Source organism: Ruegeria sp. CL3 (assembly GCF_056536505.1).
In genome coordinates this window covers 117,246-132,035 of sequence record NZ_JBQFPT010000008.1, presented here as the reverse complement: position 1 = coordinate 132,035, position 14,790 = coordinate 117,246, and the positions used below count along the sequence as shown (strand labels likewise).

The 14,790-nt window shown below is 61.1% G+C and carries 15 protein-coding genes; 10 read left to right on the top strand and 5 right to left on the bottom strand.

Features of this window, described 5'->3' with window-relative positions:
- Positions 1–119 precede the first annotated feature (119 nt).
- The gene (locus ACR0NO_RS13650; RefSeq protein WP_480724330.1) at positions 120–2,303 is read left to right on the top strand and encodes a Tex family protein; all 2,184 of its coding nucleotides are present in this window, start codon (positions 120–122) and stop codon (positions 2,301–2,303) included.
- A 2-nt stretch (positions 2,304–2,305) separates the two neighbouring features.
- Here the strand turns inward: ACR0NO_RS13650 and ACR0NO_RS13645 are convergent, their stop codons facing one another.
- From ACR0NO_RS13645 to ACR0NO_RS13625, 5 genes are read right to left on the bottom strand one after another with little or no spacing between them, the layout of a single operon-like run.
- Positions 2,306–3,418, bottom strand: coding sequence for an energy transducer TonB (locus ACR0NO_RS13645; RefSeq protein ID WP_480724329.1), 1,113 nt, complete (start codon positions 3,416–3,418; stop codon positions 2,306–2,308).
- Complete coding sequence (locus ACR0NO_RS13640) at positions 3,415–3,792, bottom strand: ExbD/TolR family protein (protein ID WP_480724328.1); 378 nt, start codon at positions 3,790–3,792, stop codon at positions 3,415–3,417. The genes ACR0NO_RS13645 and ACR0NO_RS13640 overlap by 4 nt, the downstream gene beginning before the upstream one ends.
- A gap of 4 nt (positions 3,793–3,796) precedes the next feature.
- On the bottom strand, positions 3,797–4,162 hold the full coding sequence (locus ACR0NO_RS13635) for an ExbD/TolR family protein (protein ID WP_480724327.1): 366 nt from the start codon (positions 4,160–4,162) through the stop codon (positions 3,797–3,799).
- Positions 4,155–4,820: a MotA/TolQ/ExbB proton channel family protein gene (locus ACR0NO_RS13630; protein WP_480724326.1), complete on the bottom strand. Its 666-nt coding sequence runs from the start codon at positions 4,818–4,820 to the stop codon at positions 4,155–4,157. The genes ACR0NO_RS13635 and ACR0NO_RS13630 overlap by 8 nt, the downstream gene beginning before the upstream one ends.
- Positions 4,817–5,251, bottom strand: coding sequence for a hypothetical protein (locus ACR0NO_RS13625; RefSeq protein ID WP_480724325.1), 435 nt, complete (start codon positions 5,249–5,251; stop codon positions 4,817–4,819). The genes ACR0NO_RS13630 and ACR0NO_RS13625 overlap by 4 nt, the downstream gene beginning before the upstream one ends.
- 231 nt (positions 5,252–5,482) lie before the next feature.
- On the opposite strand from ACR0NO_RS13625, the gene ACR0NO_RS13620 reads away from it, so the two are divergent.
- The 9 genes from ACR0NO_RS13620 (at position 5,483) to ACR0NO_RS13580 (ending at position 14,788) form a co-directional block, all read left to right on the top strand.
- Complete coding sequence (locus ACR0NO_RS13620; RefSeq protein ID WP_425084495.1) at positions 5,483–5,833, top strand: MbcA/ParS/Xre antitoxin family protein; 351 nt, start codon at positions 5,483–5,485, stop codon at positions 5,831–5,833.
- On the top strand, positions 5,833–6,345 hold the full coding sequence (locus tag ACR0NO_RS13615) for an RES family NAD+ phosphorylase (protein ID WP_480724324.1): 513 nt from the start codon (positions 5,833–5,835) through the stop codon (positions 6,343–6,345). Before ACR0NO_RS13620 ends, ACR0NO_RS13615 begins: the two co-directional genes overlap by 1 nt.
- Positions 6,346–6,394: 49 nt before the next feature.
- On the top strand, positions 6,395–7,948 hold the full coding sequence (locus tag ACR0NO_RS13610; protein WP_480724323.1) for a caspase family protein: 1,554 nt from the start codon (positions 6,395–6,397) through the stop codon (positions 7,946–7,948).
- Positions 7,918–8,619 (top strand): hypothetical protein, encoded by a 702-nt coding sequence (locus ACR0NO_RS13605; protein WP_480724322.1) that lies wholly within the window; start codon positions 7,918–7,920, stop codon positions 8,617–8,619. Before ACR0NO_RS13610 ends, ACR0NO_RS13605 begins: the two co-directional genes overlap by 31 nt.
- 11 nt (positions 8,620–8,630) lie before the next feature.
- Positions 8,631–9,035, top strand: a complete 405-nt coding sequence (locus ACR0NO_RS13600) for a hypothetical protein (RefSeq protein ID WP_170675865.1) — start codon at positions 8,631–8,633, stop codon at positions 9,033–9,035.
- A gap of 221 nt (positions 9,036–9,256) precedes the next feature.
- Positions 9,257–11,353, top strand: coding sequence for a hydantoinase/oxoprolinase family protein (locus ACR0NO_RS13595; protein WP_480724321.1), 2,097 nt, complete (start codon positions 9,257–9,259; stop codon positions 11,351–11,353).
- Complete coding sequence (locus ACR0NO_RS13590) at positions 11,350–12,990, top strand: hydantoinase B/oxoprolinase family protein (RefSeq protein WP_480724320.1); 1,641 nt, start codon at positions 11,350–11,352, stop codon at positions 12,988–12,990. Before ACR0NO_RS13595 ends, ACR0NO_RS13590 begins: the two co-directional genes overlap by 4 nt.
- Positions 12,987–14,054 (top strand): pyridoxal phosphate-dependent aminotransferase, encoded by a 1,068-nt coding sequence (locus ACR0NO_RS13585; protein WP_480724319.1) that lies wholly within the window; start codon positions 12,987–12,989, stop codon positions 14,052–14,054. Before ACR0NO_RS13590 ends, ACR0NO_RS13585 begins: the two co-directional genes overlap by 4 nt.
- Positions 14,051–14,788: a maleate cis-trans isomerase family protein gene (locus ACR0NO_RS13580; protein WP_480724318.1), complete on the top strand. Its 738-nt coding sequence runs from the start codon at positions 14,051–14,053 to the stop codon at positions 14,786–14,788. The genes ACR0NO_RS13585 and ACR0NO_RS13580 overlap by 4 nt, the downstream gene beginning before the upstream one ends.
- The last annotated feature ends 2 nt before the right edge of the window (positions 14,789–14,790 follow it).

The window sequence follows — 14,790 nt, the reverse complement described above, 5'->3', positions numbered from 1 at the left end:
TCGAACACAGATAAAGGGGCAGACCATTTCAGGAAATCTTGCCCCAATGCGCTGCCCCTCTTCCCCTCTTCCGAAACGCTGTCTAAGAAGTCCTTCCGACCCAGTATCAGGAGGCCCCCTTGGACCGTATCGCCCGCACAATCGCCACCGAAATCAACGCGCGCGCGGATCAGGTTTCAGCCGCCGTAAGGTTGCTGGACGAAGGCGCGACCGTGCCCTTCGTCGCCCGCTATCGCAAAGAGGCGACAGGCGGGCTGGACGATACGCAGCTACGAACCCTCTCGGACCGGTTGACCTATCTGCGAGAGCTGGAGGCGCGACGGCAGACAATCCTGACGTCGATCAAGGATCAGGGCAAGCTGTCGGACGATCTGGCGAAATCCATCGCCGGGGCCGAGACCAAGGCGCAGTTGGAAGATATCTACCTGCCCTACAAACCCAAGCGGCGCACCAAGGCGATGATCGCCCGCGAAAACGGGCTGGAGCCGCTGGCCGACGCTATTCTGGCCGACCGCAATGCCGACCCGGAAACCCTTGCTCAGGGCTATCTGTCCGAGGCTGTCGAAACGACCAAGGACGCACTGAACGGCGCCCGTGACATCGTGACCGAGCGGCTGACGGAAAACGCCCTTCTGCTGGGTGAACTTCGCAAATTCATGCAGCAAGAGGCGCTATTGTCGTCAAAACTCGTTGAGGGCAAAGAAAAGGAAGGCGCGAAGTTCAGCGACTATTTTGACCATTCCGAGCTTTGGGCGACTGCCCCCTCACACCGGGCGCTGGCCATGCTGCGGGCTTCGAAAGAGGGGATCGTCACGCTTGATATCGCCCCTGAGCCCGAGGCGGGCGCGGCGCGGGCTCAGGCGATTGTTGCCTCGCATCTGCAGACCCGTGGCGATGGTCCCGGAGACAAATGGCTACGCAAGGTCGCGGGCTGGACCTGGCGGGTCAAGCTGTCGCTTTCCATGATGGTCGAGCTAATGGCCGACCTGCGCAGCCGGGCGCAGGATGAGGCGATTCAGGTGTTCTCGCGCAACCTCAAGGATGTTCTGTTTGCAGCCCCGGCGGGCGCACGTCCCACGCTGGGTCTGGATCCCGGCATTCGGACCGGCGTCAAAGCCGCCGTGGTGGATGCAACCGGGAAAGTCGTTGCGACAGACACGCTCTATCCCTTTCAGCCCAAAAAGGATCTCCGGGGGGCGCAGGCGGCGATCCTCAACCTGATCTCAGCCCATCAGATCGAACTGATTGCCATCGGCAACGGCACCGCCAGCCGTGAAACCGAAAGGATGGTCGCAGACGCGCTCAGCCTGCTGCCCAAATCGGTCAAAGCCCCCACCAAAACCGTCGTGTCTGAGGCCGGAGCCTCGGTCTATTCCGCGTCGGAGCTGGCCGCGCGAGAGTTCCCAGATCTGGACGTATCCCTGCGCGGCGCGGTCTCGATCGCGCGCCGTTTGCAAGACCCGTTGGCCGAGTTGGTTAAGATTGAACCGAAATCCATCGGCGTTGGGCAATACCAGCATGATGTGGACCAGCATCGCTTGTCACAGTCGCTGGCCTCGGTCATCGAGGATGTGGTGAACGCGGTCGGTGTCGACCTGAACACCGCCTCGGCCCCGCTGCTGTCGCATGTGTCGGGCCTTGGCCCCGGTTTGGCCGAGGCCATCGTACAGCACCGCGATCACAATGGCGCGTTTCAGTCCCGCAAAGACTTGTTGAAGGTCGACCGCCTTGGTCCACGCGCCTTTGAACAATGCGCAGGATTTCTACGCATCCGGGAAGGAGAGGAGCCGCTGGATGCCTCATCGGTTCACCCCGAAGCCTATGACGTCGCCCGCCGTGTGGTGGCGGCCTGCGGTCGGGACATCCGGCAGATCATGGGACGTGACGGAGCGCTGAAGGGCTTGCGAGCCGAGCAATTCGCCAATGAGACCTTCGGCCTGCCCACCGTGCGCGATATCTTTGCCGAGCTTGAAAAACCGGGCCGTGATCCGCGCCCCAGCTTCGTCACCGCCTCGTTCCGGGACGGCATCGAAGAGATCACCGACCTCAAACCTGGCATGCTGTTGGAGGGGACGGTAACCAATGTGGCTGCTTTCGGGGCCTTCGTGGATATCGGCGTTCATCAGGATGGGCTGGTCCATGTCAGCCAACTAGCGGACCGCTTCGTCAAGGACCCGCATGAGGTGGTCAAAACCGGTCAGGTCGTGAAGGTACGCGTTGTCGAGGTTGACGTCCCCCGCAAACGGATTGGCCTGACCATGCGCAAAGATGGCGGGGCGCAGCAACGGCGCGGACCACGCTAGGCTCAGCCATTCTGGTAGTAGAAAGACAGTTTGCGGCTGACACCACCGGGCGGCGGCGGGAACGGTGCTGCCCCCCTGACCTGCTCCTTCGCGGCCCGATCCACCTGGTCCGAGCCCGAGCTGGTGATCACCTCGACCCAGGCCAATGAGCCATCCGGGTCGATCTGAAAAAACACCTGCGCATAGCCGCGAACCGGCGCGTAGACCTGAGGCGCGCGGTTCAGATGAACCAGAACTTGTCCGGCATAGTTGGTCGTCGTGGAATTGCCCGGCCCTCGCCCACCGGACTGGTTGCCTCTGTCATTGCGGGTGAAAGCATCAATCCCTTCGCGCTGATAAGCCGCCAGTGGGGATTCAATGGTTTGATCTGGGAATTTCAGGTTGTCGAAATTGCGCGTACCGGGCAGCGCAGGTTGAACCTCGTCCGAGGGCGTCCGATTGGGCAAACGCGGTCGAAGAGAGGTTGCCACCGCCTGCTCGGTGCCTTCGCTGTCCTCCACGGGTTCTGCTTCGTCTGGCACAGGCTCCACCGCGATTTCTGGCTCAACAGCCTCTTGTTCCAGCGGCACTGGCGCGACCTCGACGGGCGGCAAGGCGGCCAGTTGCTCCGCCTCCGGCGTTTCAACCGGCTCGACTGGCTCTGCCGCACTGGCTTGCGGGATTTCGACGATATCAGATGGCTCGGCCAGTGGTGTTGCATCGACCTCATCACTTGCTGCCGTTTGCGTCTCGGACTGGTCAACGGATTCGGTCACTTCAGGCTCTGGCACCTCGGCCTGACCGCCGTTGGAGGGGCCGGTATCAGGTGCGAAAACCTGCTCTTGCGGGTCGGGTGACGCAACCAGAGCTTCGCTTGTCGGAATCTCCGCTTCTTCAGGCTCGGGCGAGGTTTCGACCGGAGGTTCGGGCACCTCCGCTTCTTCTGGCTCGATCGGTTCGGGCACTTGTTCGGCCAGGTCCTCAAAGGCCGTGCCGAGGGTCACCGCATCTTCCTCATCGCCCACAACGCTTGGCGAATGGGTCAAACTGGCTGTGGTCATGCTCAGCCCCAGAATATGCACCAAGAGCGAAACCAGAACGGCCACAGCGGCGATGATGGCCGAGGTTCGGATCATTCGATCGCCTGCTGCGTGACCAGAAAGACCGATTTCGCCCCTGCACGCCGCAGCGCACCTGTCACCTCTATCAGACGCGGGCCCGAGGCCGCGCGATCCGGTACGATGCGGACCTCTTCGCCCTCATGATCCGCCATGTAGGTCTCGGCGTCCGTGGCCTGCCCACGAAAGCTGAGCGATCCGTCTGCATGCAGGACCAGCGCATCCGGCGGCTCACGCCCCTCCAGTTCTGCGGTATCGACCAGCTCAAGGTCGGGATCCAAAGGGGGGGCCACGGTACCGGCGATCAGGAAGAAGACCAGCATCAGGAACACCACATTGATCAGCGGGATCGTGGAGTCGCGTCCGCGGCGTTGCGGTGTCTGACGGATCATCGGCCTACTCCAACACCGTTACGGTCAACCCGTCCCGGCCTCGCAGAGGGACCAATACATCGACAAGACGTTGCGTCGAGGTATCGGCGTCGAGGCTGATCAGAACCTGCCCGGTTTCAACTTGCGTCAGCAGATCATCCAACGTGATCGAGGCCCCGTTCAGAACCAACCGATCCGGACCAAGCTGCAGGAACACTCTGTCCGCCGGTGCCGTGCCCGCGCCGCTACCAGCCTCGGCTTGAGTCAACTCGATCTCAGCAAATCGCGAGAATGTGGATGAAAGCATGAAAAACAGCAGCAACAGAAAGATGACGTCGATCAACGGCGTCATCGACAAGGGGCGTCTGACAAAGGGCGCCGTGTTACGCATGTTCAGGGGCGGCGCGCGGGATCTGTGCCCCGGCCGTTGCCTGCAGCGCGTGACCGGGCACCAGAATGGTCCGCAGCGCTTTGTCCGCAAACACCCGCTCACGCGAAGTGCGGCTTTCCAACCAAGACAGAACCATCGAGGTTGGCATCGCCACCGCCAGACCCACAGCTGTTGTCACAAGGGCCACCCAGATCCCACCGGCCAACAGCGATGGGTCCACCGAGGAACCGGCGGTTTGCAGGCTCTGGAACGCGTTGATCATGCCAAGCACCGTTCCAAACAATCCAAGCAGCGGGGCAAGCTGCGCCACCGTATCTAACAGACGGAAGCCACGCTCCAACCCGGCCAAGGCCAGACCAGCCTCGGCATCCAAACGGTCATCCACGCCAGGCACGTCGACCCCATCCATCGCCGCGCCAACGATCGGCGCAAGGTAGCTGCTACTGTCGTTCAGCCGAGTACGCGCCGCTGCGCGATCCCCTGCATCCCAGGCAGCCAGAGCTTCGGACAGAACCTTATGGCGACCAACACCACAAGCCGCGAATTGCCAAAGTTTATACAGCGTGACCGAAAGCGTCAGAATCGACATCACGATCAGGATGCCAACCACCGGCCCGCCAAGCGCCAGAATTTCACGCAAAGTGCCCAAGAAGTTCATCCCAAAAGCTCCACTTTGACCCGGCTGCTGAGGCTGAGCGTATCGCGACAAATAGTGCTATCCGCACCGTCGACCACGCAGGTGTTTGCACCGTTGATCAAGGCGCGGCCCACTTGCGCGCAATCCCTTCCCGGCAAATCAAACTGCCGCACGCGCGGGCGATCCGCCGGAAGATCTCGGAAATCGAAAAGGGAAAGGCTGACCACGCCGCCATCGATGTCGAAAATCACGGTCTCGAACACGGCTTTGTCGATTGAGACCCCGGTTCCGTTCTGCACCAAAAACGTCAGACGGCAGGCATTGCCCACATTCTGTGCTGTGTTCAATTCGACGGACAGCGCCTCAGACGATGCGCTTTCTGATTGCGCCCAACTGACGGCTGGCAACACGGCCGCGAACAATGCCGCAAAAGCGGTGCGATGAAACGACATGGACGGGCTCCTGCTGTTTTCTTGCCATTTGAGACCTCATACCCGAGGCTGCGAACAGGTAAAAGGGCCGCTCAGCCTGTCGTCAATCAACGGGTGGTCCCAAGTTGGTGAGGATCATGTCGTCTGCCAAGGGGTTTGGTGAGGTTTGAGAGGCAGTGACACGGCATACATTCTTGAAAATCAGCAATAATGACGCTATATACCGTGAAAGTAGCAGGATTGGAGGGTGGCATGCAGATTACTCAATTCGCCGAAGGCGGGCTGTTTGAGCCTCGGAAAATCGCGGCGGCTCTGCGTACATCCGCCGAAGAGGTTGCCTTGACAGTGGGGTTGGGCAAGGATGCCCTGCAACGCCGTACGCGCATTCAATCCGACAAGACCCAACGCCGCCTGCGCGAACTGGTCGAAGTTCTCAACAAGGTGCAACCGCGTTTTGGCTCGGATCTGATCGCATATGCCTGGTATCGCTCGGAACCCCTGCCCGGCTTTGACGGGCGTACCGCTATGCAGCTGGTGCAGGAGGGCAAGGCGCAGCAGGTGTTGGAGTACATTGATGCCGTCGATGCCGGTGTCTATGCCTGATGCCGCTTGACGAGGGCTGGTATCGCGGGCCGCTTTTTCGCGCATTAAACCCGGTCTACGCGCGTGAGCCCCTGTCGGGTCGTGGGGCTGAGAAGTATGGCGGTCGGTTCAACGCGAAGGGCACACCCGCGCTCTACACGGCGCTGGACCCGGCCACGGCCCTGCGTGAGGCCAATCAGGTCGGGGACTTGCAGCCGACGGTACTGGTTTCTTACCACGCTGATTTAGGCCCGATCTTCGACACAAGAGACGCAGCCGCCTTGGCCCAATACGGAATGACCGCGCCCGTACTGGCCGATCCCGGTTGGCGATCGGCCATGCTGGATCGTCGCGCCGTCCCGACGCAAGATTTGGCTTCGCAATTGATCAAGGACGGTTTTCTCGGTTTGCTGGTGCGCAGCTTCGCGCCGGGGACGACACCGGCGAACCTCAACCTCGTCCTCTGGCGGTGGAGCGGGCCGGATATGTGGCTGACCGTTGTGGACGACGAGGATCGACTGGGCAGGCTATAGAGTTCCAATCTGCCTGTGCAGTCGAAAATCCATGCGCTAAGGTGACGGTATGACTCGGGTCCGATTTTTGCTGGTTTGCCTAATGTCCTGTCTGGTTCTGGCGACAGGCTCGGCCCGGGCTGCGGATCGTGTGGCCTTGCTGATCGGCAATTCCGACTACCGCGCCCCGGATATGGCCCTGCGCAATCCGGTCAACGATGTTGAGGCCCTGGGCGCAGCGCTGCGCGAGCTTGGCTTTGCCGTAACCGAGGCCACCGATCAGAACGCAGCTTCGATGGATCGTGCTGTACACGCCTTTGGGCAGGCGGCGCAGGGCGCTGAAATGGCTGTCTTCTTCTATGCCGGCCACGGGGTTCAAATCGGCGGTCAGAACCACCTGATCGGCACCGAATTCTCGGGCAGTGACCTGGACGCCCTCAGCCGAAGTTCGATCACCATCGACCGCGTGCGCGATGTGCTTGCCAAGGCGGGGCCGGATGTGGGCATCCTGCTGCTCGACGCTTGTCGCAATAACCCGTTCTCGGACAAAGGGATCGTCGAACAGGGTCTGGTACGCATCCGGGGCGGTGCAGGTTTACTGATCGCCTATGCCACTGACCCCGGCAACGTGGCGTATGATGGGCTGGGCGACAACAGTGTCTTCACCTCGAGCCTGCTGGATCATATTGCAACGCCAGATCTGGATGTGCGGCTGATGCTGGGTCGGGTGCGTCAGCAAGTGGTTCTGGACACTGAAGGCCGCCAGATCCCATGGGTCGAAGAATCCGTTCTAGATGAGCATAGTTTCGCGCCGGGTTTGCCCTCGGCCAGCCCCTCTGACGCTTTTGAGGCCGATATGGCCCATTGGCGGAGCATTTCGGCAAGCAGCGATCAAGCCGACTTCAAGGACTATCTGCAGACCTATCCCGATGGCCTGTTCGCCGCTTTCGCGCGTGACCGGATTGAGCTGCTGAGGAACACCGCAACCGCCCCAGCCGCGCCGATCAGTGCAACGCTGGCTGCTGCGGAACCCGATAAGCTGGCCGCGGCCCTTTCCACCCTTGGGCTGATGCCAGATGGGCCAAGCCGGAACCTGGAACCGGCCCTCGATCAGTATCGCCGTCGCTTGCCGCTGCAGGAAACCGCAACGCCAGAGCGTCTGTTTGAAGACGCCGCCGAAGTCTCGGTCTTTCTGGCCGCCACGACATTGCAGAGCCTGCGCACCGATATTGTTGCACTGCGCAGTGTCGAACGCACTCTGGCCGTTGCTGAAAATGCCTTGGGTCAGATCGAAGAGATCGCCCGTTCGGACCCTGCCGCGCTGCCAGTACTGCAACAGGCCCGCAATGATATCTACGACATCTATCGCTCACGCGGTGTCATTCTAAGGCGGCTGGATCAAAGCCGCAGTTATTACGATGAACTTTTGACCCGCGCCGTGGTGTTTTTTCCATCCGAGCCAGGCGCAGATTTCTTTGACGCTGCGGCAACTTCGCGTAACCTCGGGCAAGCACATGCGCGCCTGAGCGAGGATGCCGCATTGTTTCTGCGCCATGTGGCGCAGGCAGAAGATAGTAAGAAAGGGAGTTATCAATGGCTGGCAGATCTTATTCCACCCGGCTGATCTCCGCCGTGTTAGGGGCATCGTTGGCTCTGTCCGCCTGCGGTGGCGGCAGCGAGCCGGAAACGCTGAGATCCGTAGGCGCTGGCTCAAGCCAGGCCGAGGCCGATCTGGCAAAGCAAGCGGCAGCCCTGCAAAAGACGATCCTGCAAGGGGCGATTGCAGGTGGTGTAGCGGGGGGCGCGATCGGCTTTGGGCTGGGCGGTTCTGACGACGTAGGCACAGGTGTCGCCCTCGGACTAGGTGCTGGCGCTCTGGCTGGTACCTATGTGGCCTATGTGCAGCGCAGCTATGCCGGGCGCGAAAGACGGTTGCGTCAGATCAAATCCGATCTGGACCGGAACGCCGCCGAAATGCAGACCACGTTGAACGTGATGAACGAAGTTCTGGTGGCTCAAAAGGCTGAATTGGACGCACTGAACGCTCGCGCCGCAGCGGGAACCGTAGATCAGGCCGAGTTGCAACGAGAGCTGACCGAGGCCAATGGCAATCTGAAACAGATGGAACTGGCCATTGACGGGGCAACCAGACGGCAGGCCGAATTTGCTGAGGCGCGCAGCCTGACGATCAAGCGCCGCCAAACCACTTCGCCCATTGACGGTGATCTGCAGGCTCTGTCCAACCAGATTTCGCAGATGCGCGGGATCGCCAGCGATTTGGCGTCGTCGCTGTGACAGGGCAGAACATGATCACACGCATTGCTCTGCCTTGCTTTCTTTTGGCCGCCTGCCAAACCACGACAGACCCGGCGGACGGAGGGTTCTTCGCCGGAGTATCCGGCATTGCGACCGGGGCCTATGATGACCGGATCGAGGCCGCCGAGGGCGATGTGGCGACAGCTCAGGCCCGCAACGACGCATTGGCCGCGCAGATCCGATCCTCTGAGACTGAACTGGCGCAGCTAAAATTGAAAATCCTGCAACAGCGCGATGCAATTGGCGGCGGAGACCCCGCCACAGCCGCCAGAATCGACAGGGTGCTGAACGCAAAGCCCCAAGGCACCACTGCCGAGGCGCAATTGCAGGCCCTACAGCGCAGTATTTCCGAGGCCCGCGCGCTAAGTGCGGATTTGGCGCGGCTGTCGGGATAAGCCCTGCAGCGAAGTTCAGGTTTTTACGTCGTTGGAATGCCGCGATGTCGCAAATGCGCTAGCAGTGACGTAAAAACCGCCCGACAATTCCTCATGACTTGTCAGTGCATCCCAACTCGTATGGATCGCCGGGCCACCGGCTGCAACTTGGTGGCACCGCGTCGGTAGCAGGCCGAACGGGCGCCATGCCCAAACTGTTACAGACGACAACGGACCCCTCCATGACAACTGCTCTGCGCCTCGCCATAGATATTGGCGGCACGTTTACCGATACTGTCCTTGTTTCAGGCAATGAGACGATATTGGCCTCGACCAAAACCCTGACCACGCACCAAAATCCGGCCAAAGGCGCGATGGAAGGGGCGCTGCGCGTCATGGAAAGCGCGGGACGGTCACTGGCCGAAGTGACCGGCTTCATCCACGGCACCACACTGGCCACCAACGCTCTGATCGAGCGGCGCGGGGCCACTATAGCAACCGTCGCGACCCAAGGGTTCCGGGACATCCTCGAAATCGCCTGCGAACGGCGCTATGCGCAATACGATATCAATCTGGAAAAGCCCGACCTACTTGTCCCGCGCGAACGCTCTCTGACCGTTCGCGAGCGAATGTCAGCGACCGGTGAGGTTCTGATCGAACTGGAAGAAGACGCTATTGACGCGCTTCTGGCTGAAATCGACGCCAGCGGGGCGGATGCGGTTGCGATCTGCCTCATGCATTCCTACGCGAACCCCACGCATGAACGTCGGTTGCGCGATGCTCTTACCGAACGACGCCCCGATCTGACCGTGTCGATCTCATCCGATGTCAGCCCCGAGGCGCGCGAGTTTGACCGGCTCTGCACAACGGTTGCCAACGCTTATATCCAACCCCTGATGGAGACATATCTGACCCGCTTCGTCGAAAAATTCGAAGCCGAAGGGGTCACCTGCCCGATCCTGATGATGACCGCAGGTGGAGGCATGTGCACCGTCCAGACGGCCATGCGTTTCCCGATCCGGCTGGTCGAAAGTGGCCCTGCCGGAGGGGCTATTCTAGCCGCGCGTATCGCTGCTCGGGCCGGGTTGGATCAGGTTTTGTCGTTTGACATGGGTGGCACGACCGCCAAGCTCTGCCTCATCGACCATGCCCGACCCCAAACCTCGCGCCAGTTCGAGATCGCGCGGGCCGCGCGCTTCATCAAAGGCTCTGGTATGCCGGTACGTATCCCCGTGATCGAGATGATCGAAATCGGCGCCGGCGGAGGTTCCATCGCCGGGGTGGACCGGCTGGGCCGTCTGACGGTGGGGCCAAAATCGGCAGGCTCGGAGCCCGGCCCGGTGGCTTTTGGGCGCGGCGGAACCGAGCCGACTGTGACCGACAGTGACATCACTCTGGGCTACATCGTGCCCGACACATTTGCCGAAGGGTTCATCAAGATTGACCCTGAGGCGTCAAACGGCGCGTTGCAAAGCGTAATCGGCACGGCGCTTGAAACCGACGCGACAGGGGCCGCTGACGGGGTCAGCCGCATCGTGGATGAAAGCATGGCCAGCGCTGGGCGGATGCATGCGGTGGAGTCGGGCAAGGATCTCGGGCCGCGTACCATGATCGCTTTTGGCGGCAACGGTCCTCTCCATGCTAGCCGCGTGGCCCGATCTGCGGGCGTTAACCGCATCGTGGTGCCTCCAAATCCCGGTGTTGGCTCAGCCGTGGGCTTTCTATTCGCGCCCGTGTCTTTTGAGATCGTGCGCTCGTACTATTCTCTACTGGGTACGTTGGATTTCACGGCGATCAACGGCCTATTTGACGATATGATCGCCGAGGCCAGCGCAGTAGTTGCCCAAGGTGCCGGGGATGCCCCAACCGAAATCCGACGCTCGGCCTTTATGCGCTATAGCGGTCAGGGGCACGAGATTGAGATTTCGCTGCCCGACCGCACATTTACCGCCGAAGACCTCGCCCCGCTGACCGAGGCGTTTGAAGCGGAGTACCGCAAACAATTCTCGCGCCCCGTGCCGGGCATGCAGATCGAGATTTTGAACTGGGCCGTACAGGTCGCGACCCCGGACGCTGCCGTTCCCGAAGTGCTTTCCACCCCGGCGCTGACCACTATGACACCTTCGGAAACCAGGCCCATCATCTGTGATGTAGACGGGCAGACGAAACAGGCTGGTTTTGTGGCCCGCGCCACTCTCAACCCCGGCGACCGCGTCTGCGGCCCCACGCTGATCCATGAACCACAGACGACAACGCTCGTCTCAGCCGATTTCTCGGCCCATGTGGATGCCATCGGAAACCTCGTCCTGATCCGGAACCAGAAAGGAGGCCTGCAATGACACCTGCGCGACTGCAAGTGATGTGGAACCGGCTGCTGGCGGTTGTCGAGGAACAGGGCCAGACCCTGATCCGCGCGGCTTTCAGCCCGATTGTACGCGAATGCGGCGACATTTCTGCTGGGATTTTCGACGTGAACGGCCGGATGCTGGCACAAGCCGTTACTGGCACGCCGGGCCATATCAACACCATGGCCGAAGCCGTTCAGCACCTGCGCGCCGCCTTCCCGGTTCAGACGATGAAACCCGGCGACATCTATATGACGAACGATCCATGGCTCGCCTCGGGTCACTTGAACGACTTCCTGCTGATGATGCCTGCGTTCAAGGATGGCAAGGTCGTCGGCTTCACTTCCTGCACCTCGCATCTGGTTGATCTGGGCGGGCTTGGAATGGGGCCTGAGGGTTCGGACATATACGACGAGGGCCTGCTGATCCCGCCCTGCAAATTGGTCGAGGAAGGCACGCCGAACGCTCTGCTGCTGGACATCATCCGCGCCAACAGCCGCGAACCCGTGGCCAATGAGGGCGACATCTATGCCCTAATCGCCTGCTGCGAGGCCGGAGTGAACCGGCTGGTGTCGATGATGGAGGAGTTCGGCATAGACGATCTGGACGCACTTGGGGCTTACATCATCGAGACCTCACGCCGGGGCACTCTGGCCGCCATCGCCGAGGTGCCTGCTGGCGTCTACAAGAACATCCTGAAGATGGACGGCTATGAGAATGAGCTGGAACTGCACGCCACCCTGACCGTCAGCGCCGACGGGATGCATGTGGATTTCACTGGCACCTCCGGCTGTTCGCGCAAGGGCATCAACGTGCCACTGAATTATGCCACTGCCTATACCGTTTTTGCCCTGCGCTGCATTGTCGGTTCGGACATTCCCAACAATGCAGGCTCTCTGGAGCCTTTTACCGTCGATGGTCCCAAAGGCTGCATCCTGAACGCACAGCGCCCTGTGCCCGTGGCGATGCGACACACGCTGGGTCAGGTGACCCCTGATTTGGTTCTGGGCTGCCTGCATCAAGCCCTGCCCGATCAGGTCCCGGCGGAAGGCGCATCCTGCATGTTCGACCTGCCCATGCGCCACGCGCCAGAGGTCGCCCGTGACGGAGGCCGCGAATTCGCGGTGGAGCCTGTGCATAACGGCGGCACAGGCGCGCGACCGCATGCGGATGGGTTGTCGGCAACCGCCTACCCTTCCGGCGTGTTTGGCAGCCAGGTGGAGATCACCGAAAGCGTCGCCCCCGTCACGATCTGGCGGCGCGAGCTTCGGCCGGATTCGGGCGGTGCGGGCAAATACCGTGGCGGGTTGGGGCAACGGATCGAGATGACTTCGGCCAACGGCGCGCCCTTCATCGTCTTCCTTTCGGTCGAGAGGCTGAAATTCCCCGCGCTTGGTCGGATGGGTGGCCAACCCGGAGCACCCGGGCGTATTCGGTTCCGCGACAGCGACGCTGACATCCCCGGCAAGGGCGAGCTGCGGGTCGAAGACGGCGACTACCTGATCTTTGAAACCCCCGGAGGAGGAGGCTTCGGCGATCCCGTGGATCGCGACCCTGACGCACTTGCGCTGGACCTCAAACGCGGTTTGATCAGCGCCGAGGGTGCTAAATCCTACGGAGGAGCCACATGATCCGGCCTATCCCTCATGTTGGCGCTATAGCCGCCTATGCGCTGGCCGATCTTGGCGGTCCTCAGACGATTTCACTGGCCCAGAACGAAAGCGCCTTTCCCGCCAGCCCTGCCGCCATTGCCGCCGGACAGGCCGCGATGGCAGATATGCCGCTCTATCCTGATCCGGAATGGCCGGACCTCCGCGCAGCGATAGCCGAGGTGCATAGGCTGGACCCGAGCAACATCCTTTGCGGCGCGGGATCGATGGAGCTGATCGGTTGCCTGATCCGCGCTTATGCTGGGCCCGGAGACCGCGTGCTGGGCACCGACTACGGTTACGCGTTTATCGCCTCGGCAGCCGCGCAGGTGCAGGCGGATTATGTCAAGGCGCGCGAGGTCGACTTGACTGTTTCGGTAGATGACATTCTGAGCGCAGTCACTCCAGAAACCCGCATCGTCTTCATCTGCAATCCGGGCAACCCGACCGGAACGTTGGTCCCGAACGCTGAGATCGTGCGCCTGCGGACCACCCTTCCAAAGAATGTTCTGCTGGTCGTCGATCAAGCCTATGCAGAGTTCTCGGATGCAGAACATGATCCGGTAGATATATTCGCCATGATTCAGCGCGGTGATACGGTCGTCACTCGTACGTTTTCCAAAGCCTACGGGCTGGCGGGCGCTCGGGTCGGGTGGGCCTATACTTCGCCCAAGATCGCGGCAGAACTGCGCAAGCTATTGAACCCAAACAATGTATCGATCCCCTCGCAGGCTGCAGCTGCCGCTGCAATGCGAGATCAGGCGCATATGCGAGAGGTTGTGACAAAAACTGCCCAAATCCGCGATGCGTTCAACGAAGATTGCCGCGCTATGGGGTTAACCGTCCCGCAAAGCCACACAAATTTCGCCTTGCTGCGCTTTGCTTCAGTCGACCAAGCGCAGCGGGTCGATGCTGCCTTGCGCGCCGAGAACCTCTTGATGCGCGGGATGGGCGGCTATGGCCTAGGCGATTGCCTCCGCGCCACGATTTGCACACCAGACGTGATGAACCGCGCCCGCGATGTGCTGAAAGGAGTGCTGACATGACCGAGACCCGAACCGCGGCCAAGATCGGCGTTCTGGTGCCTTTCACCAACACAAACCTGGAGCCGGATCTGGCATTGATGCGTCCACCCAATACCACGCTGCATTTCCAGCGCATGGGCGGGTATGACGTGGATGAAATCCCCGGCTCGGATCAGATGGCCGGTTTGGGCGCTTCGGATATCAGCCATGATTTGCGGATGATCTCCGGCGTGCGGCCCGACATCGTTCTTTACGGCTGCACCTCGGCAACGCTGACCCATGGACCGTCTTTTGACGCCAAGCTGGCCGAGCAGATCAAATCCGGTGCCAATGCCAAATCAGTCACAGCCGCTAGTGCTCTGATCGCGGGCATTCAGGCGTTTGGGGCCCGCAAAGTCGGCTTTTCGTCGCCCTATCTGGGCGAGATCAATACGCAGGCCATCGCGTTCATGGCCCAAAATGGGATTGAAACGGTTAAATGCGCCGATGTGGGCCGGGAACTGGGAAATTACGGTCAGGGAGAATTGACCCCGAACGAAGTTTTTGACCTCGCCTGCCAGGCCGACGATCCGCAGGCCGAGGCGATCGTTCTAAGTTGCACCGATATGCGGTCCGTCGAGGCCATCGAGCGGATTGAAGCCGCGCTGGGCAAACCCGTTGTCACGTCCAACCAGGCGATGATGTTCTGCTTGCTGCGCGAACTCGGGCTACCACCGCATAAGGGGTTACCGGGGCGGCTGTTCGACTGCGTTTAAGG

Bases quoted from the DNA above. Each gene is read 5' to 3' on its own strand.
- ACR0NO_RS13645 (WP_480724329.1), bottom strand. From the start codon at position 3,418: ATGATCCGAACCTCGGCCATCATCGCCGCTGTGGCCGTTCTGGTTTCG.
- ACR0NO_RS13640 (WP_480724328.1), bottom strand. From the start codon at position 3,792: ATGATCCGTCAGACACCGCAACGCCGCGGACGCGACTCCACGATCCCG.
- ACR0NO_RS13635 (WP_480724327.1), bottom strand. From the start codon at position 4,162: ATGCGTAACACGGCGCCCTTTGTCAGACGCCCCTTGTCGATGACGCCG.
- ACR0NO_RS13630 (WP_480724326.1), bottom strand. From the start codon at position 4,820: ATGAACTTCTTGGGCACTTTGCGTGAAATTCTGGCGCTTGGCGGGCCG.
- ACR0NO_RS13625 (WP_480724325.1), bottom strand. From the start codon at position 5,251: ATGTCGTTTCATCGCACCGCTTTTGCGGCATTGTTCGCGGCCGTGTTG.
- ACR0NO_RS13620 (WP_425084495.1), top strand. From the start codon at position 5,483: ATGCAGATTACTCAATTCGCCGAAGGCGGGCTGTTTGAGCCTCGGAAA.
- ACR0NO_RS13615 (WP_480724324.1), top strand. From the start codon at position 5,833: ATGCCGCTTGACGAGGGCTGGTATCGCGGGCCGCTTTTTCGCGCATTA.
- ACR0NO_RS13610 (WP_480724323.1), top strand. From the start codon at position 6,395: ATGACTCGGGTCCGATTTTTGCTGGTTTGCCTAATGTCCTGTCTGGTT.
- ACR0NO_RS13605 (WP_480724322.1), top strand. From the start codon at position 7,918: ATGGCTGGCAGATCTTATTCCACCCGGCTGATCTCCGCCGTGTTAGGG.
- ACR0NO_RS13600 (WP_170675865.1), top strand. From the start codon at position 8,631: ATGATCACACGCATTGCTCTGCCTTGCTTTCTTTTGGCCGCCTGCCAA.
- ACR0NO_RS13595 (WP_480724321.1), top strand. From the start codon at position 9,257: ATGACAACTGCTCTGCGCCTCGCCATAGATATTGGCGGCACGTTTACC.
- ACR0NO_RS13590 (WP_480724320.1), top strand. From the start codon at position 11,350: ATGACACCTGCGCGACTGCAAGTGATGTGGAACCGGCTGCTGGCGGTT.
- ACR0NO_RS13585 (WP_480724319.1), top strand. From the start codon at position 12,987: ATGATCCGGCCTATCCCTCATGTTGGCGCTATAGCCGCCTATGCGCTG.
- ACR0NO_RS13580 (WP_480724318.1), top strand. From the start codon at position 14,051: ATGACCGAGACCCGAACCGCGGCCAAGATCGGCGTTCTGGTGCCTTTC.